This window comes from Lacibacter cauensis (genome assembly GCF_007830055.1).
GTDB lineage: Bacteria > Bacteroidota > Bacteroidia > Chitinophagales > Chitinophagaceae > Lacibacter > Lacibacter cauensis.
This window is the reverse complement of record NZ_VLLE01000004.1, coordinates 389561-414189: the sequence shown is the minus strand read 5'-3', so window position 1 is coordinate 414189 and position 24629 is coordinate 389561. Positions and strand designations below refer to the sequence as shown.

Genomic DNA, 24629 nt, shown 5'->3' with positions numbered 1-24629 from the left:
GAAGAACACTAATTGACACGAATGGTTGCTGCGCTACGCTTGCAACAAAGAAATAGATTCACGGATGAGACTGATTGGAAGGATAAGCACAGATTTGATTGCAGCGCTTTGCTTGCAATGAATTTGGTTGTGTTGGTTTAAATACGAATGAACAATCGTGTTCACATACAGGAACAACAGGAAAAGCCATTGATTGTATGGCAAGCGCACGAAGGAAACCTGAGTGGTGCCAATATTGCCATGCTGGAATATATAGATGCATTGCATGCAACGTATCGTTCGCATGTGATTTTGCCACACGAAGGAAGTATGCGCAAAGCACTTGCTGAACGTAATGTACCTGTAACGATTATTCCGCAATATGGCTGGGCGGAAATAATTCCTGCAGGTTCTTATGTTAAACGGATCAAGCGTTTTATACGCACCCGTATTGCTGTAAAAGCGATTGAAGAATTGCTGCAGCAAGCAAAGGCTGCATTTGTTTGTACCAATACCCTTGTGCCATTTGTTGCTGCCAAAGCTGCGTACAAGCTGGGTTTGCCGCATGTATGGTGGATACACGAGTACGGCGAAGAGGATTTTGGTTTCAGCATTGGAAATGGCAATGCTTCAAATGCATATGCGAACATGCAGCAATGGAGTAAACTCATTATTTGTAATTCCGATGCTGTTACGAAAAAATTCAGAACGTTATTGCCTGCTGTTCAGGTAGAGCGGATCTACCAGCCGGTGAGTTGGCGGGTACGTGCGCTTCAGAATGCGGCCACCGAAGCGGAGTACCTGATGTTTGGACAAATTGTTGCTTCCAAAGGACACCCGGAGGTACTGGAGGCAATGGCTTTGAGTGCAAAGGAGGGCCATCGGGTTCAGTTGCATATTAAAGGACCTTGTGAAGACCCTGTTTACATAAAGCGTTTACATCAGTTGATTGCCATGCATGGGTTAACTGAACAGGTGAAAATTGAAACAGGATTTTTTGTAAAGGAAGAGGAGATGCCGAAGTATAAGGTGTTGCTTATAGCTTCCCGTTCAGAAGCATTTGGCCGTGTAATTGTAGAAGCAAACAAAGCAGGATTACGTGTAGTCGTGAAAAACAGCGGCGGTGCGCCCGAGTTGGTGAATGAAACAAACGGTTTGCTGTATACAACAACAGGAGAATTAAGTGCCATCTTCAGTAGAAAAACAATGCTGCCCAATACGGGCATCCGCTTTAATTATAACGAAGCAACAGAATTGCAGCGACTGCATCATCTCTTATCAAGTATTGCATGAGTACAGGTCAACCTCTTTTTACAGTAGCCACCATTACGTATAATTCAGGCAAATGGGTGAGCCAAGCTATTGAAAGTATTTTATGTTCTTCGTTTACTGATTTTGAATTATTAATTTCTGATGATTGTTCTACCGATGATACATGGTCGATTATACAAGGATACAAGGATCCACGCATCCGGACATGGCGTAATGAACAGAACATAGGCGAATATCCGAACCGGAATAAAGTATTAGAGGCGGCTGCTGGAAAATATATTCTTTTTGTAGATGGTGATGATATTTTATATCGTGATTCACTTCGCAATCTATCCGAATATGTGCAGGCTTTTCCGGAAGCCGGTATGTTATGGGGTTTAAATCCGCAACTTTTTCCTTTTTATGTATTTCCTTACCTCGTTCATCCTAAAGAATCTATTAAGTTGATTTATCAAACTATGATTCCGATTTCTACAATCGGGTTTGGTGAAATGCTTTTTAAAACAGAAGTTTTACGAAGCTGCGGTGGTATGAGTGAAAAGTATAAAATTGGGGATACCTATATTAAAAAGAAACTAGCTATTATAACTCCGGTTTTATTTGTACCTATTGGATTAATATTCTGGCGGCAGAGTGATTATCAGGCTTCAAAAAAAATCGCAAATGGTCTGGATGGATTTTTTGAAAGAGTTTCAATTGATAAAGAAATAATCAATCATCTATCTTTTCCTCTTTCAGGCAAAGAGAAAGATGTTATTGTAAGAAATATTCGCATTGGGGTTGTTAAAATTTTTATTTCTTCCACGATGTTAAAAGGACATTTTTATTCTTTTTTTGTACTAGCTAAAAAAATTGAGTTGTCCTGGAATGATTTGCCATTATTGTTTAAAAAAGGTGATTATAGTTATAGACCATCTCCGGTACTAGGAGAGCCACTTATGAATAAGTATCATTTTAAGCATCATGTTTTAAAAGACAGCTGATTTTTACTGTAAAAACATATTTCCGTTTAGCATAAAAAGTTGGGTATTATATCCGTAAATCAAAATAGTTACTCTGCATTTTCTGAAATTAATATCACAAAAGGTAAAGTTTCCACAGATCGAGAAATTACAAAACAGAACTGCTTTAAAGCCAAATTATATTAACTGTATTTACGAATCAGAAAACTCTTTTCCTGCATAATTGATATTTTTTAAAACCAACAAATGATTTGCTTGCTTAAGAGAATCAGCTTACTTAATAGAGATAGTGTTTTTAAAGATTGTCATTACAGATGAAAGTCATTGAGATCCTTAATCATTTTCTTCCGCAGCAAACAGCTGGTACCGAAGTGTACACGTGGGCGTTTAGTAAGCAATTGCAGCAGCAGGGTGTAGATGTGCAGGTGCTGATTCCGCATTATGGAAAAACAGTTGATGCAGATTATGTATATGATGGATTGGCAGTGCATCAATACGCCGAACCGTCGGTTGTAGACCGTTCGCTCATCATGGGCTTTCGTGCACCGGATGGGTTGAAACATTTTGTTGCGTATTTGCAAAAGGAACAACCCGATCTTGTTCACTTTCATGAACTGGCCGGCAGTAATGGTATTACGTTGCAACATGTGCAGGCGGCCAAAGCAGGCGGTGCCAAAGTCATCATGACATTTCATTTGGCGGGTTACTCCTGCAAAACAGGAACCTTGGTTTATAAAGGAGAAAGTTTGTGTGACGGCGTGATTGATCTGCAGAAATGCAGTACCTGTTACCTGCATAACAGAGGCTATGCCACAGCAACTCCTTTTATAACCGGTGCTTCTGCAGTATTGCATCAATTGACCATCGATGCATCGAAGTGGAACAGTAAGCTTGGAACTGCGTTGGGAACAGTGCCGATCATAGCAAAACTAAAGTCGGATCTGCATAAACTTGTTGACTCCTGCGATCGTGTAGTAACGATCACTAACTGGTACAAGCGTGTGTTGTTGGCAAACGGGGTTGAAGAAAAAAAAATCAGTACTATCCTGCAGGGGTTGCCGTTGGCAACAACAGCAGTGCCTTTAAAAAATAAATCTGCTCATCAACCATTGCGGTTACTTTTCCTGGGACGGATCAACAAGTTCAAGGGATTGCATTTGCTGCTGGAAGCATTAACGCATATTGATTCTGCATTGATAGAGCTTTCTGTTTATGGCAACTCAGATGATGAAGCGTATGAACATGCGTTGCGAGCTTCCACAGCTCAACAGCCGAATATTTATTGGAAGGGAAAGCTGCAACAGGCCGAAGTGGTAACCACGATGCAGCAGCATGATGTGTTGTGTTTGTGTTCTACGTTTTCGGAGATGAGTCCGCTGGTGATACAGGAAGCGTTTGCTGCAGGAATACCCGTGCTGGCGAGTGAGGTGTATGGCAATGCAGAGCAGCTACAGCATGGGGTGAACGGGTTGTTGTTTCGGTTTAATGATGTGGCATCGTTGCAAGCACAATTGATCCGATTGCTTGAAGAGGAGGGATTGTATGAGCGATTGCAGGATGGGGTGAAGGGGCCGATGGGGTTTGAGGAAGTGGGGAGGAGGTATGTGGAGTTGTATGGGGAGGTTTGTGCTAAGAGATAAAGGAGGGAAAGAAGTAAAAGAGGATTGCGGCGCTGCGCTGGCAATGAAGAAATAGAATCACGGATGACACAGATGGGATGGATGAACACAGATTTGATTGCGGCGCTACGCTTGCAATGATTGAACCACAGAGACACAAAGGCGCAGAGGTTCATGAAGAAGAATTGATAGGAGTAAAGAAGGAGAAGAAGTAAAAGAGGATTGCGGCGCTGCGCTGGCAATGGTTGATTAGAATACATTTGATTTGATGGAATTTAAGATGGTGAAGGATTGATGAAGATTGAGCAGCTGACGTTTACCCGGTTTGTGGCGGCGATCGCCATTGTTGTTTTTCATTTCAACAAGGATGTGTTTCCTTTTACTGTAACCGGTATTGATCGGTTTACGGTTTTCCTGAATGTGCTGGTGAGTTATTTCTTTGTATTGTCGGGTTTTATTTTAGCCATCAATGCAAAAGATAAGATCGATCTGAAGCAGTTTTATTTTAACCGCTTTGCACGCATCTATCCACTGTATTTGTTTGCACTGCTGGCTACATTGGCTCTGATACGCAGTCTACGACCGTTTGAGTTTGAATTGGATTTTCACCGGGTAGTACTTTCCGTTTTCTTAGTGCAGTCATGGACGGAGAAATATGCACTGGTGTATAATTATCCCGGCTGGTCGTTATCGGTCGAAATCTTTTTCTACCTGTTGTTTCCCTTTTTGTTTAAAGGATTACAGTTGCTGCGTTTTAAACATCGGGTTCTTGTGGTGGGTTTGTTCTGGGTTGTGATGCAAACATTGTTTATTGTGTTTGCACAACAAAAAGAAGCCTGGGTACTCTATCATCCATTGTTTCATTTAAGCACGTTTGTAGTGGGTATTTTGGGTGGTATGCTGTATAAAGAAAAACAGGCATGGGTGATGGCCCATCAAGCCTTGCTTGAACGCATTTTTCTTGTGAGCGCTTTGCTGTTGTTGTTTTTGATGTTTACCGGTAATGTGGTTTTCAGCCAGGTGTATCATGACGGGTTGCCGGCACCGGTTTTTTTGTTGTTTATTTTTATTGTGTCACTCAACCGGCATCAATTGTTTAACGGATTTTGCAAACGGGTGCCTGTTTATCTTGGGGAAATCAGTTATGGACTTTATATACTGCAGGTGCCTGTTTACCGGTTGCTTACGCAAACTTTTGGATTGAAAGCCAGTTTATCTGCCACGAGTTTTTTTTATTTCTATTTACTGGTGTTGTTGCTGGTATCGGCTGTTTGTTATGAGCTGATTGAGAAGCCCAGCCGTATTTTTTTACGTAATCGTTTTTCTAAGTCAATAAGTATATGAGAATATTACTTGTAATGGACCCGGGTATTCTGGTGCCTCCGAAAGGATATGGCGGTCATGAACGTTTGGTGTACATGTTTGCGAAAGAGTATGCCCGTTTAGGGCACGAAGTGCATTTGCTTGTTACCAGCGGATCGGTGGTGGAAGGATGTACTGTTCATCCTTTCGGTAAAGAAGGATTTCCACCAAAGAAATGGGATGCACGTATGGCCATACCTACTGCCTGGAAGTTTTTATGGCAGAACAGAAATACGTTTGACCTGGTGCATAATTTCGGCCGCTTGGCTTACCTATTACCGCTCCTGAATCACCCGATCAAAAAGATCATGACCTACGGCCGTGAGATCAGCAGCCGTAATATTCAGCTCATCAACAAGCTGCCCAACCGGAACCTGGTGTATACCGGTTGCAGTAAAGATCTGATCAGCCGTGTTGATGCAGGCGGACGTTGGGAAGCCGTTTACAATGCTATTCCCTTTCAGCAATATACTGTACAGCCTACCGTAGCTGCTGATGCGCCGCTGATGTTTTTGGGGCGTATTGAACGGATCAAAGGAGCGCATACGGCCATTGCTGTTGCGAAAGCAACGGGGCATCGTTTGCTCCTAGCCGGCAATGTATCGCCGCTGGCTGATGAACGTGCTTACTTTGAACAGGAGATTGAGCCATTGATTGATGGTGCACAAATACAATATGTGGGTGCGGTGAATGATGAACAGAAGAATCATTATTTAGGCCAGGCGAAAGCATTGCTGTTTCCCATCGAATGGAACGAACCATTTGGCATGGTGATGACCGAAGCCATGGCCTGCGGCACACCCGTGATCGGGTTTGGCAGCGGATCGGTGCCCGAAGTTGTTCAGGAGGGCGTAACCGGATTTGTTGTTAAGAATAAAGAAGAGATGATTGCAGCTGTTGAAAAAGTTGGTTCAATTAACAGGCTGCGGTGCAGGACTGTTGCAGAAGCACAGTTTGATGTACCGATGGTGGCAGCGCATTATCTAAGGTTATAAACATCTGAAACATATGATCAGCACTATTCTGAAATTTTTCTTAAGCTCAAAAAGAAAGCGTTCGATTAAAGAGAAGCTCGGTGTACCGGGGCTGCATGGTTGTTTACAGATGTTGAAACAAAGAGGGTATCGTCCAACGTTCGTCATTGATGGCGGTGCTTATGAAGGGAAGTGGACACTTACTTTTAAAGAAGTTTTTCCTTCGGCAAAAATTATCATGATTGAAGCTCAGGAATCCAAATCTGCTGTTCTTACCGCTATTACAAGAGAATATCCCGATGTTTTACTTCATCATTGTTTGTTATCGGATGAAGACGGCAGAATGCTGAATTTCATTGAAAACGAAACAGCGAGTCATGTTGTTTTGTCATCTGATAGCAGTGAAAATGGTCGTGTGAGCGAATCGTTGGATGCTTTGCTGGAAAGAAAACAATTGCCTTTTCCTGATTTTATAAAACTGGATGTGCAAGGATTTGAGTTGATGGTTTTAGCCGGTGCAGAAAAGTCATTGAAACATGCAGAGTTTTGCCTTTTAGAAGTTACGGTTTTAAATCTGTTTGATGAGCCGATCCTATTAGAGGTACTTACTTTTATGGATAAACATAATTTTCAGGCGTATGACATTGCCGAACTGATGAGACGGCCTTATGACAATGCTTTATATCAAATTGATCTATTATTTGCAAAAAAAGATTCACAGTTTGTAACAAACAGGAATTGGGATTAATTGATTGGCATCAATGATGAAAAATAATGCAATAAGAAATACTCTATGTGTGATGGTATCGGTTGGTGAACGCAGCAGGCTTACGGATATTACCTGGCCCCGTTTTGAACACTGGTGCAAGCGGCATGGATATAAGTGTGTACTATTGAAAGAAGATCTTTTGAAAAAGTATGGGTATGAACGTCCTCCACATTTTAATAAATGTTTAGTGACGAGATATTTTCCAGGTTACGATACATACCTCATCGCAGATGATGATATTCTTGTTTCAAAATTTGCTCCTGCATTACCTGCAACAACAGATGACAGTTTTTTTATGGCGAGGGATGCAAACCAGGGACATACCACAGCTCCTTATATCCGCTTTAATGGCAATACCGGCTTTTTACTTTTTGGTAAAAATCATTGTTCTCTGTTTGAAGAAGTTTTTGAAAAACATGTTGCAAAGGGAATTCATCTTACAACCGATGGTTTCGAGGTATGGGGACCATTCGATCAGGGAGCTATTAATGAGCTTGCTTTTTCAAAGGGTATTGTCGAGGAACTGGATACCCGTTACAATTATTCACTGGTACCGGAATACTGGCTGAATGCAAACCGAAAAAAATGGGTACGTTCAACAATGTATCGACTGCGCTACTATTTTACGCTGATGATTCCTTTTCATCGCAACAGAAAGCGGATGCAACAGGCTTATGTCATCCATTTGATTAACTGCCGGTTTATTCCTTACGTTGAATTACTCTATAACAAACTGGCTTTTCGTAAGCGGTTTTAATATCCGGGTCGTTTATTTTTCATGCATATTGTTTTAGTTTCTTCCGGTCAACCTTCTGCCAATCCCCGTTTGGTGAAGGAGGCTGTTACTTATTCTGAGGCAGGGTATGCCGTAACCGTTGTTTATTGTCCTTTATCACCTTGGGCTGATGCTTATGACAGGGCTTTATTTAAAAAATACGCATCCATTAAATGGGTTCGTGCAGGGTATCATTCCACCGAACAGAAAGCCTTGTATGTATTTGCACGATTGCGTCAAAAATTTTATCAATACCTTTTTCGTGCAGGCATCCATAATGCATTTACAGCAGTACGCTCCATGTCTTTATTTACACAGGAATTAATTTCTGCTGCAAAGCGTATCAAGGGTGATGTTTATGCCGGACACAATTTAAGTGCTTTACCGGCGGTTGTTGATGCAGCGCATATGCATCGTGTGCCTGCAATATTTGATTTTGAGGATTTTCACAGAGGGGAGGATCAGGAGGGTTCACTACATTGGATCAAAACGAAGATTGTGGAAGACCAATATAGTTCCCTGCTTCATCATGCAACAACTGCCAGCCCGCTTATTACCGCAGCTTATGCTCAATTATATCCTTCAGTGAAGTTTACAACCATTAATAATTGTTTTTCGATCCGTTACCTGCAATCCGCATTGCGTTTGCATGACACTACCCGATTAAAACTATTTTGGTTTTCGCAGTTTGTAGGGAAAAAAAGAGGTCTTGAAACAATTATTGAAGCGATTGGAAAGACCGGACAGAAAAATATCTCTCTCACTTTATTAGGTAATTGTTCCGAAGATATCAAAGCCTATTTTGTTTCTTTTGCAAACGAAAAAGGATTAGCCGAAGATCAACTTTTATTTATGCCTGCAGTCGCTGAAGAATCCATTCCTTCCATTGCAGCCGCACATGATCTTGGCCTGGCCTGCGAGATACCGCATGTGGTTAACCGTGAAATCTGTTTAACCAATAAAATCTTTTTGTATTTATTGGCAGGTAATGCCATTCTGTTTTCAAATACCGAAGCACAAACACTTTTTTATAAAAGCTATCCGGAAACAGGCACTATCTATCCGCATGATAATGCAGAGGAGCTTGCTGTAATCCTGCAACGATATGCACAAGACCGACAACTTTTAAACAGACAGCGGGCAACAGCTTTATTATTAGGTAAAACATTTTTCAACTGGGAGGCCGAGCAACAACAGTTACTGAAGCTGGTTTCTGATTTATAGTTTTTTGTGAAAAAAATTCTCATCATCACACCGCATTATCCGCCCAGCAACCTGGCAGCGGTGCATCGCAGCCGATTGTTTGCGCAGCATTTGCCTGCGTTTGGCTGGGAGCCAATCATCCTTACCGTACACGAAGATTTTTACGAAGAGGAATTGGATTGGAACCTGCACAAGCTGTTGCCGGCAGGGCAGCGTATTGAAAAAGTGCGGGCTTATCCTGTAACCCGACCAAGACTGATTGGCGATATTGGTTTGCGTGCTTTTTTTCAGCTGCGGAAAAAGGCTTTGGCGCTTGTGCAAAAAGAAAAAATCGCTTTTGTTTACATACCTATTCCTTCATTTTATGTATCGCTGATTGGTCCTTACCTGCAGCGTAAAACGGGGGTGCGGTATGGTATTGATTATATTGATCCGTGGGTGCATGTGTTTCCCGGCTCGGATCGGGTTTTTTCCCGTCACTGGTTCAGCACCAAGCTGGCCAAATGGCTGGAGCCGAAAGCGGTGAAGTCTGCTTCGTTGATCACCGGTGTGGCCGAAGGGTATTACAAAGGGGTACTTGACCGGAATCCGCATTTACAACGTTGTGTAACCGGTGCGATGCCTTATGGCGGCGAAGCGGCTGATCACAGCGGATTAAAGCAATTGCAGCTGAAGCCTTATTTGTTTGAAGCCAACAGCAAATTACAATTTGTGTATGCCGGTGCTATGTTGCCGAAGGCATACGGACCATTGGAAGAAATTTTCAAAGCCATTGCTGCCCATCGGGACTTGTTTGAGCAGGTGGCGTTTCATTTTATCGGTACGGGTAAAACACCGAATGATCCGCAGGGGTATAACATTAAGGCATTGGCCGAGCATTATGGCTTGTGGCAAACGGTGGTATTTGAGTATCCGAAACGGATTCCTTACCTGGATGTGTTGATTCATTTAGAAGCTGCAGATGCTGTGTTTATATTGGGCAGTACCGAGCCGCATTATACACCCTCTAAAACCTATCAGGGAGTGTTGAGTAAGAAGCCGATTCTGGCGGTATTGCACAGTGCCAGCACAGCTGTGGCCGTACTTGAACAATCCCGTGCAGGTGTCGTGCTCGCCTTTGATGGAGCAGCAGCGGTTTCGGCGATCAGCCATGGGTTTGTTGAACAGTTTACCCGTTTTCAATTGTTCCGAAATGCGTTTAAGCCGGAGGAGGTAGATCAGCAAACATTTGCACAATATTCAGCCAAAGAAGTAACACGTACACTTGCCAGTTTGCTGGACAAGGCGATGGCTTAAGCTTTGGGAGATGCTTATTTTTAATTATTAAACCGTTTCATCTACCTGTGAACGTTTCTTATCTGAAAGAGTTAGATGGTATCCGGGCAATTGCTGCTTTGATGGTACTATTTTTTCATTTTTTCATTACTGCAACTGATGGTTCTGCGGTTGTTCATTTTATATCGAAGGTTGCGGTATTCGGACAAACCGGCGTTTCGTTGTTTTTTGTTTTATCAGGTTTCCTGATTACCCGTATTTTACTATCGACCAGAGCATCTGCCAACTTCTTTTCTGCTTTTTATCTACGCCGGCTGGTACGGATCTTTCCGTTGTACTATTTCTACCTGGTACTCTTTTATTTCGTTGTGCCGTTTTTAACACAAACGGATTTTATCAATTGGGGTGAACAGTTTTGGTACTGGTTTTATTTACAGGGTTTCCCGATGACGTTTCATTGGGCGCATGCGGGGCCTGATCATTTTTGGTCGCTGGGAGTGGAAGAGCATTTTTATTTGTTCTGGCCACTGTTGATCTATTTTATACAACCCCGTTATCTTCTGTCGGTTATTATGCTACTTATTGCCCTTGCATTTTGTTTGCGGATCATTTTTGTACAGCAGTCATTTGAAACATTTTATTTCACATTTACCCGAATGGATGAACTGGCAATGGGTGCTCTTGTGGCTGTACTGGAAATCCGAAATAAACTAAAGGCAGCCTATTTTAAACGTTATGTCCTGTTGTTTGTTCTGTCTGCTTTGCTATTGCTTGTTTTATGGGTACTCACGAATAAATCCGGTAATGCGTGGTTACAGGTAGCCAAGTATAATTTTATTTCGTTGTTGTATTTCTTTCTGCTTTGTGTTGTTTTAACGACAGCAACCGGTTCGTACCTAAGTATTTTTCTTCGTACTTCTTTATTGACCTACCTCGGAAGAATCAGTTATGGTCTGTATGTTTATCACCCAATGGTTTTCCTTCTTTTTAAACATTATGTTCCTGTTCAAAACGTTTTTTTTGTTGCATCGGGCTCGTTTGTTGTGACGGTGATCATTGCCAGCATGAGTTTCTATTGGTTTGAAAACCGGTTTTTATATTTTAAACAATTTTTCACTTATTCTTCCGGCAAACAGCCTTCCACTGTGAAAGCTGCCGGATAACGGTTCTATGCACAAGCTCGCTATCATAACCACCCATCCCATCCAGTACAATGCGCCGTTGTTTCGTTTGCTGAGCGAACGGAAGCGGATTGCGGTAAAGGTGTTTTATACCTGGGAGCAGTCGAAAGAGGCGGTGTATGATGCCCGGTTCGGAATTGAACGAAGCTGGGATATTCCGTTGCTGGAAGGCTATGAAAGTGTGTTTGTGAACAACACATCCCGTAAGCCCGATTCGAATCGTTTTTGGGGGATTGTTAATCCAGGCTTGTACCAGCGCTTGAAAGAAGAGCAATTTGATGCTGTGTTGGTTTATCGCTGGAGTGTGTGGAGTCATTTTTTATTGTTGCAGCGGCTGGGGAAGCGGCCTGCCCTTTTTTTCCGGGGCGATTCGCATTTGCTGCAGCAAGGGAAGGGCGTAAAAGGGATGTTGAAAGATATGCTGTTGCGATTTGTTTACCGGAAAGTAGATGCTGCGTTTGTAGTGGGTACCCATAATAAAGCGTACATGCAGCATTATGGATTAAAAGAGGAGCAACTTATTCCTGCGTATCATGCAGTTGATAACAACCGGTTTATGGTTGATGCGGAGCGCATGGAACAACAAGCGAAGGAAGAAAGAAGAAGGCTTGCAATACCCGAAGACGCTGTGGTGTTTTTATATGCAGGTAAATTTTATGCACTTAAGCAACTTGACTTGCTGATTCGTGCATTTCAGCAATTACCAGGTGCGCACTACCGGTTACTTTTAACCGGCAACGGCGAACAGGAAAATGATTTAAAGCAAGCAGCTAGGGGCGACAACCGTATCCTGTTTCAACCGTTCCGTAACCAGAGCGAAATGCCGTGGGTGTACCGGATGGGTGATGTGTTTGTCCTGCCAAGCAACAGTGAAACATGGGGATTGGGGGTAAACGAAGCGATGGCATGTGGTCGTGCTGCCATCGTGAGTGACCGCTGCGGTTGTGCGCCTGATCTTATTCGGGCAGGAGCAAATGGTTATGTGTTCAGATCTGGAGATGAGCTGTCGTTGCTTCATTCACTTCAAGCATTTGCCGATAAACAAACTACTGTTGAAATGGGAAGGAAAGCACTGGCGATCATCACCGAATTTTCACTGGAAGCGGTGGCGGAAGCGATAGAGGAGAGGTTAGGAGATAAAGGAGTGGAAGAAGGAAAAGAGGGTTGAGAGATGTCTGCTACAGGATGTAGGATTTATGATTTGCTTGTGCGCTGCGCTTGCAATGGATAGATTCACGGATAACGCAGATTGGGAGGATGAGCACAGATTTGATTGCGACGCTGCGCTGGCAATGGTTGAACCACAAAGGCACGCTCTTCGACTCTTCGACTTCGCTCAGAGCTCAGGATGGGCACGAACGGTTGCTGCGCTTTGCCGGCAAGTTGGTTGCTCACAGATACACACAGATGAACGCAGATTGTTGCGGCGCTTTGCTGGCAATGGTTGAACCACAAAGTCACGCTATTCGACTCTTCGACTTCGCTCAGAGCTCAGGATAGGCACGAATGATTGCGGCGCTTTGCCGGCAAGTTGGTTGCTCACAGATACACACAGATGAACGCACATGGTTGCGGCGCTTCGCCGGCAATGGTTGAACCACAAAGGCACGCTCTTCGACTTCGCTCAGAGCTCAGGATAGGCACGAATGGTTGCTGCGCTTTGCTGGCAAGTTGGTTGCTCACAGATACACACAGATGAACGCAGATAATTGCGGCGCTGCGCTGGCAATGGTTCACGCAGAAAAGGAGAGAACGCAGAGTTGATTGCTCGCTTCGTTTGCAATAATCAGGGTGGGGGTTGATAGTTTATTGTTTATCGTTCATGGTTTATTGTTGATGGAAATTGAGATGAAAAAAAAGCTTGCGGTTATTACATCGCACCCGATACAGTACAATGCACCTTTGTTTCGTTTGTTAACACAGCGGGGAAATATTGATCTTAAAATATTTTATACCTGGGGACAAACGGAGCAGGGCTTTGTATATGATCCTGATTTTAAACAAGCGTTTAAGTGGGATATTCCTTTACTTGAAGGGTATGAAAAGGAGTTTGTTGAAAATATTTCACAACATCCTACAGCCGGACGTTTCAGCGGAATTGATAATAAAGATCTGATCGAACGGATCGACCGCTATGCGCCGGATGCCTTGCTTGTGTTTGGCTGGAGTTTCAAAAGTCATTTACGGGTGTTGCGGCATTATGGCCGAAAGAAAACAATACTTTTCCGTGGCGATTCGAATTTGCTGGATGAAGCAGAAGGATTTTCGGTGAAAAAACTCCTTCGTTCGGTTTTTCTCAGCTGGGTTTACAGGCATATAGATCTTGCCTTGTACACCGGTGCAGCCAATAAAGCGTACTATCTTAAGTACGGTCTTAAGGAACATCAACTCCTGTACGCAGCACATGCTGTAGAAAACGAACGGTTTTATGATGAAGATGGTCGCTATGAGCAGGCTGCTGCTCAATGGCGCAAAGATTTGGGGATTGGTACCGATGAAAAGGTATTCCTGTTTGCCGGTAAGCTGGAGCCTAAGAAAGATCCGTTGCTGTTGTTAGAAGCATTTCAACAGCTTGACCAGGAAAATATCCGCTTGATTTTTGTTGGCAAGGGAGTACTGGAAGAAGCGCTGCAAAAGAAAGCAGGGGATGATCCACGCATTCTTTTTCTCGGGTTTCAAAATCAACAACAAATGCCGGTGGTATATCGATTAGCTACTGTGTTTGTGTTGCCCTCCAAGGGTCCGGGTGAAACCTGGGGTCTGAGCGTAAATGAAGCGCTGGCCAGTGACAGACCGGTGCTTGTGAGTACCAAATGCGGTTGCGCAACTGATCTTGTTGAACAGGGCGTTAACGGATTTATTTTTGAGGCAGGTGATGCAGCATCGTTACTTCAGCAAATGAAAAAAGTATTAGAAACAGCATTTGTAACAGCTCATATCCGAACAGTGGTTGACAGGTTTCGGATTCAATCAATCGCAGAAGCGATAGAAACGACTCTATGAATATTTCACGCATCATTTTTGCGCTTTTTGCGTTGTTCATTGTATTGCTGGTCAGTGCGAACGATTCGTTCCGTATTGAAGAGTTGACCGCTATCGGCTTATTTGTTTATTTTCTTTTGAATTTTATTGATTCAATCGGTAAGTCGTACAACCCACTGGATGTTTTGATCCTCATTGCTCTGTTTCAATGTATGGTAATGCCGACAGTTGTGTATCATGTTTATAACGATGATATTGGTATCAAAGCGTTGAAATATGATATGACAGTGAGTGCGGACCGCTATTATGGTTTTATCTTTCCTGCCGTTATAGCCCTTATCATTGGTATTAAACTTCCGGGTGTTGCACAACGATCGTATCAGCAACGCATTTATCAAACTATTCAGCGGGCCAAACAGCACCTTCAAGGAAAAGGGAATGTTGGCTTTCTTTTTATTATTATTGGTTTTGTTTCGGGTATCATGACCTTTTTTGTACCCGGTGATCTGAACTATGTTGTTTACCTGTTTGAGAAGCTCTTGTATGTTGGTGTTCTTTACATTTATTTCTCCGATTTCAAGAGTAAAAAACTATACCTCGGCCTGGCGTTCTTTTTTATATTTTCCAAGTCGCTCGTTGCCGGGATGTTTGGCGAATTGGTTTACATTGTGATGCTTGGTTCATTATTGGTATTGTTAGGTCAAAAGATCAAAAACTACTTAAAGTTTGGGATTGCACTTGCAGGGATGGTTTTTATTTTCCTTATTCAGAGTGTTAAATCGGAATACAGAGCGGCTGCGTGGAGCGGCACCGGAGGTGGCGCTTCTTTATACTTAGAGCTTGTTCAAGACCGGTTGAGTGATCCGGGTAAATTTTTCGACTGGACTACATTGTTTCCTTTTGTTAATCGTGCGAACCAAGGAATGATTATTGGTAAGGTGATGGATCATGTTCCTGCCCGTGCGCCTTTTGCAAACGGAGAAACGATTTTTACCAGTCTGGCTGCTTCTTTTGTACCCCGCTTACTTTGGCCCAATAAACCAATTGCCGGCGGCAAGGTGAATATGGAGCGCTTTACCGGGTTTGTTATTGATGGATATAGCATGAACATCAGTCCGCTGGGTGAAGCCTATGGTAATTTTGATGTAGAGGGCGGGATTGTGTTTATGTTTTTTTACGGGTTGTTTTTTGCCTTGGTTATCACGATGCTATTGCAAATCGGGAAAAAGCGGCCGACTATTCTGCTTTGGATTCCTGTGTTGTTTTTGAATTCTGTGCAAATTGAAACAGATATCCTGATGTGTGTTAACTCCATGATTAAATCGTTGTTGTTTGTTTGGTTTTGTTATTGGGCGGGGGACCGGTTTTTGCGGTTGAAGCTGTAAGCGCTAAGAGGTAAAGGAGTGGAAGGAGGAAAAGAGGATTGTGTGCTTCGCTTACAATGGATAGAATCACTGATGACGCTGATTGGATAGATGAACACAGATTTGATTGCGGCGCTGCGCTTGCAATGAATAAACGGAAGTACATGAAGTAAAAAATACTCATCTGATTTAAATAAACATCTTAGAAAGCAGCACTTCTACTTTTGAAACAACGTATCCTTATTTTTTACGATCATTTTTATCCTTCTTATAAAGCAGGGGGGCCCACACAATCGTTGGTGAACCTGGTGCGTGAGCTGCACGATGTGTATGAATTGTATGTTGTGTGCAAGCCGCATGAACGGGGGGAAACAACATTGCTGCAAGGCGTTCAGGTGAATACATGGATGGAGTGGGAGCAGGAAGAGGTTGAGGATAAGGTTGAGGTTGAGTATGTGGTTAAGGCGAAGGTGTATTACTGGCAGTATGGCTGGGGTGCAAAGGAGCAACTGCTGCAGCTTATGGATGCGGTATCGCCGGATGTAGTTTATATCAACGGTATTTATTCGTTGTATTTTAATTTTTTTCCGATTTGGTATGCGGTGCAGTATAAAGCGAAAAAGAAAAGTTTGAAGATTGTACTGGCTGCAAGAGGCATGTTACATGGCGGAGCGCTTTCGCAAAAAAGCATTAAGAAAAAGCCTTTCCTGTTTTTATTTCAATTGCTTGGTCTGCACAAACAGGTGTGCTGGCATGCAACAGATGAACGGGAAGCGAATTTTATTCGATCGGCCATGGGTACAAAGGTGGAAGTGAAGGTTGCTGCTAATTTCCCCAACTTATTACCTGTTGTTGCCGGTCCTCCAAAAAAGGTAAACGAATTAGTGTTGGGTACAGTTGCCTTGATCAGTCCGATGAAAAATCATCTGGCGGTGTTGCAGGCATTGCAGCACATTGCTGCCAACATCAGCTGGTTTATTTACGGTCCGGTAAAAGATGAAGCGTATTGGAACGAATGTAAAGGTTTGATCGATCAGCTTCCCTCGAATATCACTGTTGTTTATACAGGCGAATTGCCTCCACCACAGCTGCGGGATGCGCTGCAACAGTTCCAGGTGTTTATTATGCCGAGCAAGAGTGAGAATTTTGGACATGCGATTATGGAGGCATTGAGTGCAGGCAAGCCTGTGATTACGACAACCACTACACCGTTCGGTGATTTAGAAGAATCGAATTGTGGGGTTGCTATTGAGCCTGCGCATCTGGTTGAAGGTTTGCAAAAAGCGATTCAGGCATTTGCAGAAATGGGCGCTGAAGCATTTGCAACATCATCCAATGCAACACAAGTTTATCTTTCTTCCAAAACCGATGCAGCAAGTTTACGTGCTGCTTATGATTCGCTGTTCCATTAAGTTTGCAGCATGAAAACAAATCTTTCAGCGTATAACAACAATTGGTATCAACCCGGGCGGTCTGCTATTGTCCGTTTACTTTGGTTGCTTACAAGTGCTTTGTTTGTGCAATGCAGCTGGAATCCGCTTTCATCGGTGCGTGTTGTGTTGCTGCGTTTGTTCGGAGCAAAAATCGGAATGGGCGTTGTAGTGAAACCGGGTGTGCAAGTAAAGTATCCCTGGTATTTATCGGTTGGAGATTATTGCTGGATCGGTGAACATGTATGGATTGATAATCTTACACAGGTAACCATTGGTACTGATGTTTGCCTGTCGCAAGGCGCTTATCTCTTAACAGGCAATCACGATTATAAAAAAAGTACGTTCGATTTAATGGTGCAGCCTATTGTATTGGAAGATGGGGTGTGGATTGGTGCAAAGGCCATTGTTTGTCCGGGTGTTATTTGCCGTACGCATGCGGTGGTCACTGCAGGATCTGTTGCCCGCAGTGAACTAAAGGCGTATTCGATTAACAGCGGTAACCCGGCTGTATTTGTTAAAGAACGTGTGTTTCAAGTTTCATGAAGATTTCCATTATTACAGTTGTGTATAACAGAGCTGCTACGATTGAACGGGCTATCCGTTCGGTATTAGGTCAGTCGTACACAAACATTGAATATATTATTGTAGATGGTGCATCTAAAGATGGTACTACAGCAATTATTCAACAGTATAAAGATCGTGTGCATACTATTGTGTGTGAAAAAGACAATGGCATGTACGATGCTTTGAACAAAGGTATTCGTTTGGCCACCGGTGATGTGGTGGGTATTCTGCATGCCGATGATGAGTTTGCCAACGACCAGGTGCTTGCAACAATTGCCAGTCGTTTTACAGCGAATGTAGAGGTGGAAGCTGTTTACGGCGATGTTGGGTTTGTGCGCAAGGACCAGGATGACAAAATTGTTCGTTATTATTCTTCGGCCATATTTAAAACCAAACTTTTTACCTGGGGATTTATGCCGGCGCATCCAACGTTCTTTTGTTACCGCCGTTTTTTTGAAACATTTGGTTACTACCGTACGGATCTGCAAATTGCAGCCGATTTCGATTTGTTGCTTCGCTTTTTACGAAAGCATCAACTGTATGCTGTATATATTCCTGAGATGCTGGTGAAGATGAATATGGGAGGGAAAAGCACCAATGGTCTTAGCAGTACACTCCGGATTAATAAGGAGATCAAGCAGATTTTAAAAGATCACCAGCTGCCATCGAGTTATGTAAGGTTGTATGCAAGGTATTTTGTGAAAGTGTGGGAGTTTGGGAGGAGGAAGAAGTGAGCTAAGAGGTAGAAGAGCGGAAGAAGAAAAAGAAAATTGTTCGCTGCGCTTACAATAGTTCAACGCAGAGAACGGGAGGCTAAGAGGTAAAAGAGGGGAAGAAGGAAAAGAGAATTGCGGCACTGTGCTTACAATGGTTGAACCACGAAGACAGAAAGACATGAAGATGTATGAAGAGGGATTGCGGCGCTTCGCTTGCAATGGATAGAGTCGCTGATGACGCAGATTGGAAAGATGAACACAGATTTGATTGTGCGCTTCGCTTACAATTTTTGAATACGGGTAAGGCAGGAGCACAAAGAACGCAGGGAAAGCACAACGCTCACAAAGGGATGTCTTCTTTGTATACTCCGTGAAAACCTTTGCATACTTGGTGGCACCTTAAAAAAGCACATCGAACAAAACATATTTAAACATATAAAACGCAGTTGTAACTGTATTGCATAAACCGAACACGACAATGAAGAGAGCATTAATTACAGGTGTTACCGGACAGGACGGCGCCTATTTATCCGATCTGTTATTGAAGAAGGGATACGAAGTACATGGCATCAAACGCCGTACTTCGTTGTTTAATACCGATCGTATCGATCACCTGTACGAAGATCCGCATATCAACAACCGTCATTTTGTATTGCATTACGGCGATCTTACCGACAGCACTAACCTCATTCGTATTATCCAGGAAGTACAGCCCGATGAAATTTATAACCTCGGTGCGATGAGTCATGTTAAAGTGAGTTTTGATACACCGGAGTATACAGCTAACACCGATGCCATCGGAACATTGCGTATCCTGGAAGCGGTTCGTTTACTCGGCTTAACCGAAAAGACAAGAATCTACCAGGCTTCTACTTCTGAATTATATGGTTTGGTACAGGAGGTTCCGCAAAGTGAACGCACACCTTTTTATCCCCGTTCGCCCTATGCTGTTGCAAAAATGTATGGCTTTTGGATCACGGTTAACTATCGTGAAGCCTATAACATGTATGCCTGTAACGGTATTCTTTTCAACCACGAGTCGCCTTTACGTGGTGAAACATTTGTAACAAGAAAGATCACCCGTGCTGTTGCGAAGATTGCTTTGGGTATGCAGGATAAATTGTGGTTGGGTAATCTGGATGCCAATCGTGACTGGGGTCATGCAAAAGATTATGTGGAAGCCATGTGGTTAATGTTGCAACAAGACAAAGCAGAAGATTTTGTGATTGCAACCGGTGTTACTACGCCCGTGCGTGATTTTGTACGTATGGCTTTTGCTGAAGTGGGTGTGTCAGTTGAATTTAAGGGTGAAGGTGTTGAAGAGAAAGGTTATGTAACAGCAACATCGAACCCGGATTATGCACTTGCTGTTGGTACCGAAGTGGTGGCTGTTGATCCACGTTATTTCCGTCCGACAGAAGTGGATCTGTTGATCGGCGATCCAACAAAAGCCAATACAAAGCTTGGCTGGAAACCGAAGTACGATCTGAACGGTTTGGTGAAAGAAATGGTAGCAGCAGATGTTGAAATTTTCAAAAAGGAAAAACTGTTGCACGAAAGTGGTTATAAGATCAAAAATCAATTTGAGTAATGGACAAGAAAGATAAAATTTATGTAGCAGGGCACAGAGGAATGGTGGGCTCTGCTATTGTGCGCAAGCTGCAGGCCGAAGGTTTTGAAAACCTGTTGGTACGCACTTCTGCAGAATTGGATTTACGCAGCCAGGAAGCGGTTGATACGTTCTTCAAAGAGCATAAGCCCGATTATGTTTTTTTAGCAGCGGCCAAAGTGGGCGGTATTGTTGCCAACAATACGTACCGGGCAGATTTTTTGTATGAGAACCTGATGATTCAAAACAATGTGATTCATTCTGCTTATAAGCATAGTGTAACCAAGTTGTTGTTTTTGGGTTCGTCGTGTATTTATCCAAAATTTGCCGAGCAGCCCATCAAAGAAGACTATTTACTTACAGGTATACTGGAGCCAACCAACGAACCATATGCGATTGCAAAAATTGCCGGGTTGAAAATGTGTGATGCCTACCGCAGTCAGTATGGTTGTAATTTTATTTCGGCCATGCCCACCAACCTGTATGGTCCGAACGATAATTACGATTTGCAAAATTCGCATGTGTTACCGGCTTTGCTGCGGAAAATGATCGTTGCCAAACGCACGCAACAACCTGCCGTAGAAATCTGGGGTTCGGGTACGCCACGCCGTGAGTTTCTGCATGTAGATGACCTGGCTGATGCCTGTTTCTTTCTGATGCAGGAATACGATGGAACAGATTGGCTGAATATTGGTGTGGGTGAAGATGTGTCGATCAGAGAACTGGCCGAACTGATTAAAGCTATTGTTGGGTACGCAGGTGAACTGCAGTTCAATACTTCTAAGCCCGATGGTACACCCCGCAAGTTGCTGGATGTATCGAAGCTGCACAGCCGTGGCTGGAAAGCAAAGATTGGGTTGCGGGAAGGGATTGAACGGGTGTATGAAGAAGTAAAGTCGTTGCCTTTTTAAGGCGTAAGGTTTAGGGCAAAAGGCTTAGGGCGAAAGGCGTAGGGCACAAGAAACAAGAAAGAAGTACGAGGTACGTGAAGTATGTTTGGATTATTTAAAAAGAAAAAAGAAGAGCCGGCAATTGTAACCATTGATTACAGTGCATTGGCTGTGGATATGCATTCGCATCTGTTGCCGGGTATTGATGATGGTTCGCCCGATGCAGCTACTTCTGTAAGCTATATTCAAAAAATGATGGAGCTGGGGTATCGTAAATTTATTACGACACCGCATGCTTATCCCGATCTGTATCCCAACACACCTGAAACAATCAAAGCAGCACATGCTGTACTAATGCAGCAGCTGCAGCAGGAAGGCATTGATGTAGAAGTGCGAGCAGCAGCTGAATATTTTATCGACGATTCGTTTGCTGACCGTTTAAAAAGCAATGAACAGTTTCTTACGCTGCACAACAATTTTGTACTCGTCGAAATATCGTTCATGCAGCCACCTCCCGATTTAAACGAAGTGCTGTTTGAACTGATTGTAAAAGGATACCAGCCCGTGCTTGCACATCCTGAACGCTACAATTTCTATCATTCCAAAAAAGAGATTTATCACCGGTTTAAAGACCAGGGTTGCCTGTTGCAGGTAAACCTGTTATCGCTGATTGGTTATTATGGCAAAAGTGTACAGGATGCAGCGCATTTTTTAGTACAGGAAAAACTGGTTGATCTGATCGGCACCGATCTGCATCATCAACGTCATCTCGAAGCGATGCAGCATCCGCAACTCATGCACGAACTGCAAACTGCATTGCAGCTGAATACGATTCTCAACTCCACGCTTTCTTAACACATTTGAGCAAACCCCGGTTACTTATCATTCTCAACAGGCTTGCAACGGGTGGTCCGGCATTGAACACGCTTTGCATGGCCGAAGGTTTGAGCAATGTGTTTGACGTACTTGTTGTAGCCGGTGAGCCCAATGCCGATGAGCAGGCAGCCGATTACCTGCTCGATCAATACAAAGGATTTCGCTTTCAGAAATTAACAGCACTCCGCCGTTCTGTTTTGCCAGCGGTTGATTGGCGTGCATACCATCAGCTTAAAAAAATCATCAAAGAATTTAAACCGGCCATTGTGCATACGCATGGCACGAAGCCCGGTGTGTTGGGTCGATTAGCTGCACATCGCTGCAAGGTGCCGGTGGTAGTACATACATTTCACGGGCATGTGTTTCATTCCTACTTCCCGCCATTTGTCTCCAGGTGTATTGTGCAGATTGAACGATGGCTGGCAGGCTATTCAACTGCTATCATTGCCATCAGCGATATCCTCCAGCATGAACTGACAACAACCTATCGAATTGCCCGTGCTGAAAAAATAAAGCTGGTGCGATTGGGTATTGCCACTGCATCGTTTGCAGATGAGACGGGCGAGAAGCGTTTGCAGTTCAGGAAGCAATTTCAGCTGGATGATGCCACAAAGGCTATTGGAATTGTTGGGCGGTTAGTGCCCATTAAACAGCACCGGCTGTTTATCGATACAGCTATCCGTTTACTGCAAACAAGAACTGCCTTGCCGGCATTCCGTTTTTTTATTGTGGGCGATGGGGCTGAAAAGCAGGCGTTGCAGCAATATATTGTTCAAAGGGGTTTTGGGTTTACAAACGCTGCGGCTGAAGCTTCTGCCGAAAAGCCTTTTGTGTTTACATCGTGGCGAACAGATATGGATGTGGTATTTGCCGGGTTAGATCTGGTGCTGCTCACTTCGCTGAATGAAGGCACGCCGGTATCGGTGATGGAAGCCATGGCTGCCGGTAAGCCGGTCGTAGCTACCAACGTGGGTGGTGTTGCCGAACTGGTGCAGCATGGGCAAACCGGTTTTCTTGCAGCAAGCGCCAATGAGCTGTGTGCCCGGGTTGCGCAACTGCTGGAACAACCTTCTTTGGCTGCAGAAATGGGTGTTACCGCCCGGCAAATTGCGAAAGAGCGGTTTTCTGAAACAAGCGAATTGGCTTCATTAACAGCATTTTATGATGAGCTTTTGGCCTTAAAAAGCCAGTGATGCTTCAACACGATAATGGAAGTTGTTGCTTTGTAAACTTTTTGCATCCTTTTTTGTAAGTATATCCGGAGCATTTAATCATGAATAAGTTTACGATTAAAGATTTGGAAAATCTTAGTGGAATCAAGGCCCATACCATCCGGATATGGGAGCAGCGGTATTCGTTTTTAAAACCCCAGCGTACCGCCACCAATATCCGCTATTACAGCAACCACGAGCTGAAGATGTTGCTCAACATCTCTTTACTCAACAAGTATGGCTATAAAATCTCGCACATCGACCGGATGAGCGAGGAGGAGCTGCGTAGCAAGATGCTTACGCTTTCGAACAATGCAGCCCAGCAGGAGCGTATTGTCAACGAACTTATCCAGCACATGGTTGACCTGGAAATGGAGGCTTTTGAAGATATTCTTGAGCAGCAGATCCGGCAGAGGGGGATTGAGAAAACCATTACGTTTATTTTATTCCCGTTCCTGGAACGCATCGGTATTTTGTGGTTGACAGACCACATTAATCCGGCGCAGGAGCATCTTACTACCAATATTATCCGTCAGAAGCTGATTGTGGGTATTGACGGAACACGCCCGGTATTAACGCTGAAAACAAAAATGCTGTTGTTCCTGCCCGAGAACGAGCATCACGAAGTGGGCTTGTTGTTCCTGCATTACCTGCTTAAGTCAAGAGGTATCCATGTTATTTACCTGGGTGCAAATGTTCCTTTAAAGGATCTGGCGTTTATTGTAGAAAGTCAGAAGCCCGATTATATTTATACGCATCTTACAACCGTAATGAAGGAGTTTAACTTCGATAAATTCCTCAACAATCTTAAGATCCGATTCCCGCAGCAGCGCATTCTCATCTCGGGTTTACTGGCACAAACATTCGAGAAAAAGCAGGTTCCTGCTAATATCAAATTCCTGAAATCTTTCCAGGAAGTCAATGACTTTATCCATCAATTAGCTTAAAAAAATCAGGCATAACTACTATTGATCCCCCGAATAACGGGGGATTTTTTTTGCAAGTGATTGAGCGTAAACTGTTTAATATTTTTAAAAAAATATTAAACAAAAAGTTGCCTCACAACTGTTATTCTGTTTAACTTTACGATCTAATCATTTAAACAAAAAGGTATGTCAACCGTAGAATTCAACCAAATGCTTTTGAACAACACAGATTTTCTGAAGCCCTTTGCCTTTACGTTGACGAGAGATAACGAAACGGCAAAAGATCTGTTGCAGGAAACGATGTTCAGGGCGTTGGCCAATCGTGAGAAGTATCATGTGGGTACCAATATCAAAGCATGGCTGTACACCATCATGCGCAACATTTTTATTAACAGCTACCGCCGCAAAGCCAAGCAGCAAACCATTTTTGATTCAACGCCCAACGATTTTCTTTTGGACTACCAGCAGGCTACCGTATCTAATCAGGCAGAAGGTAACCTGAAGCTGAAAGAGATTCAGCAGGCCGTGCATGAGTTGCCCGATATTTTTAAACAGCCTTTTACACTCTATTTCGAAGGGTTTAAATACCACGAAATAGCCCATATTCTCAACGAGCCTTTGGGTACAATCAAGAGTCGTATCCATTTTGCCCGTAAATTGTTGAAAGAACAGATCAGCAGAAACTAA

General features: G+C 43.4%; 22 protein-coding genes. All 22 read left to right on the top strand.

Annotated features, from left to right (window positions below):
• The first annotated feature begins 147 nt into the window (after positions 1 to 147).
• A complete protein-coding gene (locus IQ13_RS11910; RefSeq protein WP_144886601.1) occupies positions 148 to 1272 on the top strand; it encodes a glycosyltransferase family 4 protein in 1125 nt (374 codons plus the stop codon).
• Positions 1269 to 2234, top strand: coding sequence for a glycosyltransferase family 2 protein (locus IQ13_RS11905; protein WP_144886600.1), 966 nt, complete (start codon positions 1269 to 1271; stop codon positions 2232 to 2234). The genes IQ13_RS11910 and IQ13_RS11905 overlap by 4 nt, the downstream gene beginning before the upstream one ends.
• A 293-nt stretch (positions 2235 to 2527) precedes the next feature.
• On the top strand, positions 2528 to 3853 hold the full coding sequence (locus IQ13_RS11900; protein ID WP_144886599.1) for a glycosyltransferase: 1326 nt from the start codon (positions 2528 to 2530) through the stop codon (positions 3851 to 3853).
• Positions 3854 to 4126: 273 nt separating this feature from the next.
• Positions 4127 to 5176 (top strand): acyltransferase family protein, encoded by a 1050-nt coding sequence (locus IQ13_RS11895; RefSeq protein WP_242009549.1) that lies wholly within the window; start codon positions 4127 to 4129, stop codon positions 5174 to 5176.
• Positions 5173 to 6189 (top strand): glycosyltransferase family 4 protein, encoded by a 1017-nt coding sequence (locus tag IQ13_RS11890; protein WP_144886597.1) that lies wholly within the window; start codon positions 5173 to 5175, stop codon positions 6187 to 6189. The genes IQ13_RS11895 and IQ13_RS11890 overlap by 4 nt, the downstream gene beginning before the upstream one ends.
• A gap of 13 nt (positions 6190 to 6202) precedes the next feature.
• Complete coding sequence (locus tag IQ13_RS11885) at positions 6203 to 6916, top strand: FkbM family methyltransferase (protein WP_144886596.1); 714 nt, start codon at positions 6203 to 6205, stop codon at positions 6914 to 6916.
• Between the two features lie 13 nt (positions 6917 to 6929).
• Complete coding sequence (locus IQ13_RS11880) at positions 6930 to 7694, top strand: hypothetical protein (protein ID WP_144886595.1); 765 nt, start codon at positions 6930 to 6932, stop codon at positions 7692 to 7694.
• Between the two features lie 21 nt (positions 7695 to 7715).
• A complete protein-coding gene (locus IQ13_RS11875) occupies positions 7716 to 8936 on the top strand; it encodes a glycosyltransferase family protein (protein WP_144886594.1) in 1221 nt (406 codons plus the stop codon).
• Positions 8937 to 8942: 6 nt separating this feature from the next.
• Positions 8943 to 10211 (top strand): glycosyltransferase family protein, encoded by a 1269-nt coding sequence (locus tag IQ13_RS11870; RefSeq protein WP_144886593.1) that lies wholly within the window; start codon positions 8943 to 8945, stop codon positions 10209 to 10211.
• A 47-nt stretch (positions 10212 to 10258) separates the two neighbouring features.
• Positions 10259 to 11353 carry an acyltransferase family protein gene (locus IQ13_RS11865; RefSeq protein WP_144886592.1) on the top strand — a complete coding sequence of 365 codons (1095 nt, stop codon included), beginning with the start codon at positions 10259 to 10261 and terminating at the stop codon, positions 11351 to 11353.
• A gap of 7 nt (positions 11354 to 11360) precedes the next feature.
• Positions 11361 to 12539, top strand: coding sequence for a glycosyltransferase family 4 protein (locus tag IQ13_RS11860; RefSeq protein WP_144886591.1), 1179 nt, complete (start codon positions 11361 to 11363; stop codon positions 12537 to 12539).
• A gap of 680 nt (positions 12540 to 13219) precedes the next feature.
• Positions 13220 to 14374, top strand: coding sequence for a glycosyltransferase family 4 protein (locus tag IQ13_RS11855; protein ID WP_158637381.1), 1155 nt, complete (start codon positions 13220 to 13222; stop codon positions 14372 to 14374).
• Positions 14371 to 15738, top strand: coding sequence for a hypothetical protein (locus IQ13_RS11850; RefSeq protein ID WP_144886589.1), 1368 nt, complete (start codon positions 14371 to 14373; stop codon positions 15736 to 15738). Before IQ13_RS11855 ends, IQ13_RS11850 begins: the two co-directional genes overlap by 4 nt.
• Positions 15739 to 15941: 203 nt before the next feature.
• Entirely contained in the window at positions 15942 to 17129 is a 1188-nt protein-coding gene (locus IQ13_RS11845) for a glycosyltransferase family 4 protein (protein ID WP_144886588.1), read from the top strand.
• A gap of 9 nt (positions 17130 to 17138) precedes the next feature.
• Complete coding sequence (locus tag IQ13_RS11840; RefSeq protein ID WP_144886587.1) at positions 17139 to 17693, top strand: WcaF family extracellular polysaccharide biosynthesis acetyltransferase; 555 nt, start codon at positions 17139 to 17141, stop codon at positions 17691 to 17693.
• Positions 17690 to 18448 carry a glycosyltransferase family 2 protein gene (locus tag IQ13_RS11835; RefSeq protein ID WP_144886586.1) on the top strand — a complete coding sequence of 253 codons (759 nt, stop codon included), beginning with the start codon at positions 17690 to 17692 and terminating at the stop codon, positions 18446 to 18448. Before IQ13_RS11840 ends, IQ13_RS11835 begins: the two co-directional genes overlap by 4 nt.
• A 460-nt stretch (positions 18449 to 18908) precedes the next feature.
• Positions 18909 to 20021 (top strand): GDP-mannose 4,6-dehydratase, encoded by a 1113-nt coding sequence (gene gmd, locus IQ13_RS11830; RefSeq protein WP_144886585.1) that lies wholly within the window; start codon positions 18909 to 18911, stop codon positions 20019 to 20021.
• Positions 20021 to 20950 (top strand): GDP-L-fucose synthase, encoded by a 930-nt coding sequence (gene fcl / locus IQ13_RS11825; RefSeq protein ID WP_144886584.1) that lies wholly within the window; start codon positions 20021 to 20023, stop codon positions 20948 to 20950. Before gmd ends, fcl begins: the two co-directional genes overlap by 1 nt.
• Before the next feature lie 81 nt (positions 20951 to 21031).
• Positions 21032 to 21784 carry a tyrosine-protein phosphatase gene (locus tag IQ13_RS11820; RefSeq protein ID WP_144886583.1) on the top strand — a complete coding sequence of 251 codons (753 nt, stop codon included), beginning with the start codon at positions 21032 to 21034 and terminating at the stop codon, positions 21782 to 21784.
• Between the two features lie 5 nt (positions 21785 to 21789).
• Positions 21790 to 22998, top strand: a complete 1209-nt coding sequence (locus tag IQ13_RS11815; RefSeq protein ID WP_144886582.1) for a glycosyltransferase — start codon at positions 21790 to 21792, stop codon at positions 22996 to 22998.
• A gap of 80 nt (positions 22999 to 23078) precedes the next feature.
• Positions 23079 to 23963 (top strand): MerR family transcriptional regulator, encoded by an 885-nt coding sequence (locus tag IQ13_RS11810; RefSeq protein WP_144886581.1) that lies wholly within the window; start codon positions 23079 to 23081, stop codon positions 23961 to 23963.
• Positions 23964 to 24128: 165 nt separating this feature from the next.
• On the top strand, positions 24129 to 24629 hold the full coding sequence (locus tag IQ13_RS11805) for an RNA polymerase sigma factor (RefSeq protein WP_144886580.1): 501 nt from the start codon (positions 24129 to 24131) through the stop codon (positions 24627 to 24629).

Bases quoted from the DNA above. Each gene is read 5' to 3' on its own strand.
- IQ13_RS11855 (WP_158637381.1), top strand. From the start codon at position 13,220: ATGAAAAAAAAGCTTGCGGTTATTACATCGCACCCGATACAGTACAAT.
- IQ13_RS11805 (WP_144886580.1), top strand. From the start codon at position 24,129: ATGTCAACCGTAGAATTCAACCAAATGCTTTTGAACAACACAGATTTT.
- IQ13_RS11810 (WP_144886581.1), top strand. From the start codon at position 23,079: ATGAATAAGTTTACGATTAAAGATTTGGAAAATCTTAGTGGAATCAAG.
- IQ13_RS11885 (WP_144886596.1), top strand. From the start codon at position 6,203: ATGATCAGCACTATTCTGAAATTTTTCTTAAGCTCAAAAAGAAAGCGT.
- IQ13_RS11835 (WP_144886586.1), top strand. From the start codon at position 17,690: ATGAAGATTTCCATTATTACAGTTGTGTATAACAGAGCTGCTACGATT.
- IQ13_RS11905 (WP_144886600.1), top strand. From the start codon at position 1,269: ATGAGTACAGGTCAACCTCTTTTTACAGTAGCCACCATTACGTATAAT.
- IQ13_RS11840 (WP_144886587.1), top strand. From the start codon at position 17,139: ATGAAAACAAATCTTTCAGCGTATAACAACAATTGGTATCAACCCGGG.
- IQ13_RS11910 (WP_144886601.1), top strand. From the start codon at position 148: ATGAACAATCGTGTTCACATACAGGAACAACAGGAAAAGCCATTGATT.
- IQ13_RS11900 (WP_144886599.1), top strand. From the start codon at position 2,528: ATGAAAGTCATTGAGATCCTTAATCATTTTCTTCCGCAGCAAACAGCT.
- IQ13_RS11880 (WP_144886595.1), top strand. From the start codon at position 6,930: ATGATGAAAAATAATGCAATAAGAAATACTCTATGTGTGATGGTATCG.
- IQ13_RS11850 (WP_144886589.1), top strand. From the start codon at position 14,371: ATGAATATTTCACGCATCATTTTTGCGCTTTTTGCGTTGTTCATTGTA.
- IQ13_RS11890 (WP_144886597.1), top strand. From the start codon at position 5,173: ATGAGAATATTACTTGTAATGGACCCGGGTATTCTGGTGCCTCCGAAA.
- IQ13_RS11860 (WP_144886591.1), top strand. From the start codon at position 11,361: ATGCACAAGCTCGCTATCATAACCACCCATCCCATCCAGTACAATGCG.
- IQ13_RS11820 (WP_144886583.1), top strand. From the start codon at position 21,032: ATGTTTGGATTATTTAAAAAGAAAAAAGAAGAGCCGGCAATTGTAACC.
- fcl (WP_144886584.1), top strand. From the start codon at position 20,021: ATGGACAAGAAAGATAAAATTTATGTAGCAGGGCACAGAGGAATGGTG.
- IQ13_RS11875 (WP_144886594.1), top strand. From the start codon at position 7,716: ATGCATATTGTTTTAGTTTCTTCCGGTCAACCTTCTGCCAATCCCCGT.
- gmd (WP_144886585.1), top strand. From the start codon at position 18,909: ATGAAGAGAGCATTAATTACAGGTGTTACCGGACAGGACGGCGCCTAT.
- IQ13_RS11895 (WP_242009549.1), top strand. From the start codon at position 4,127: ATGAAGATTGAGCAGCTGACGTTTACCCGGTTTGTGGCGGCGATCGCC.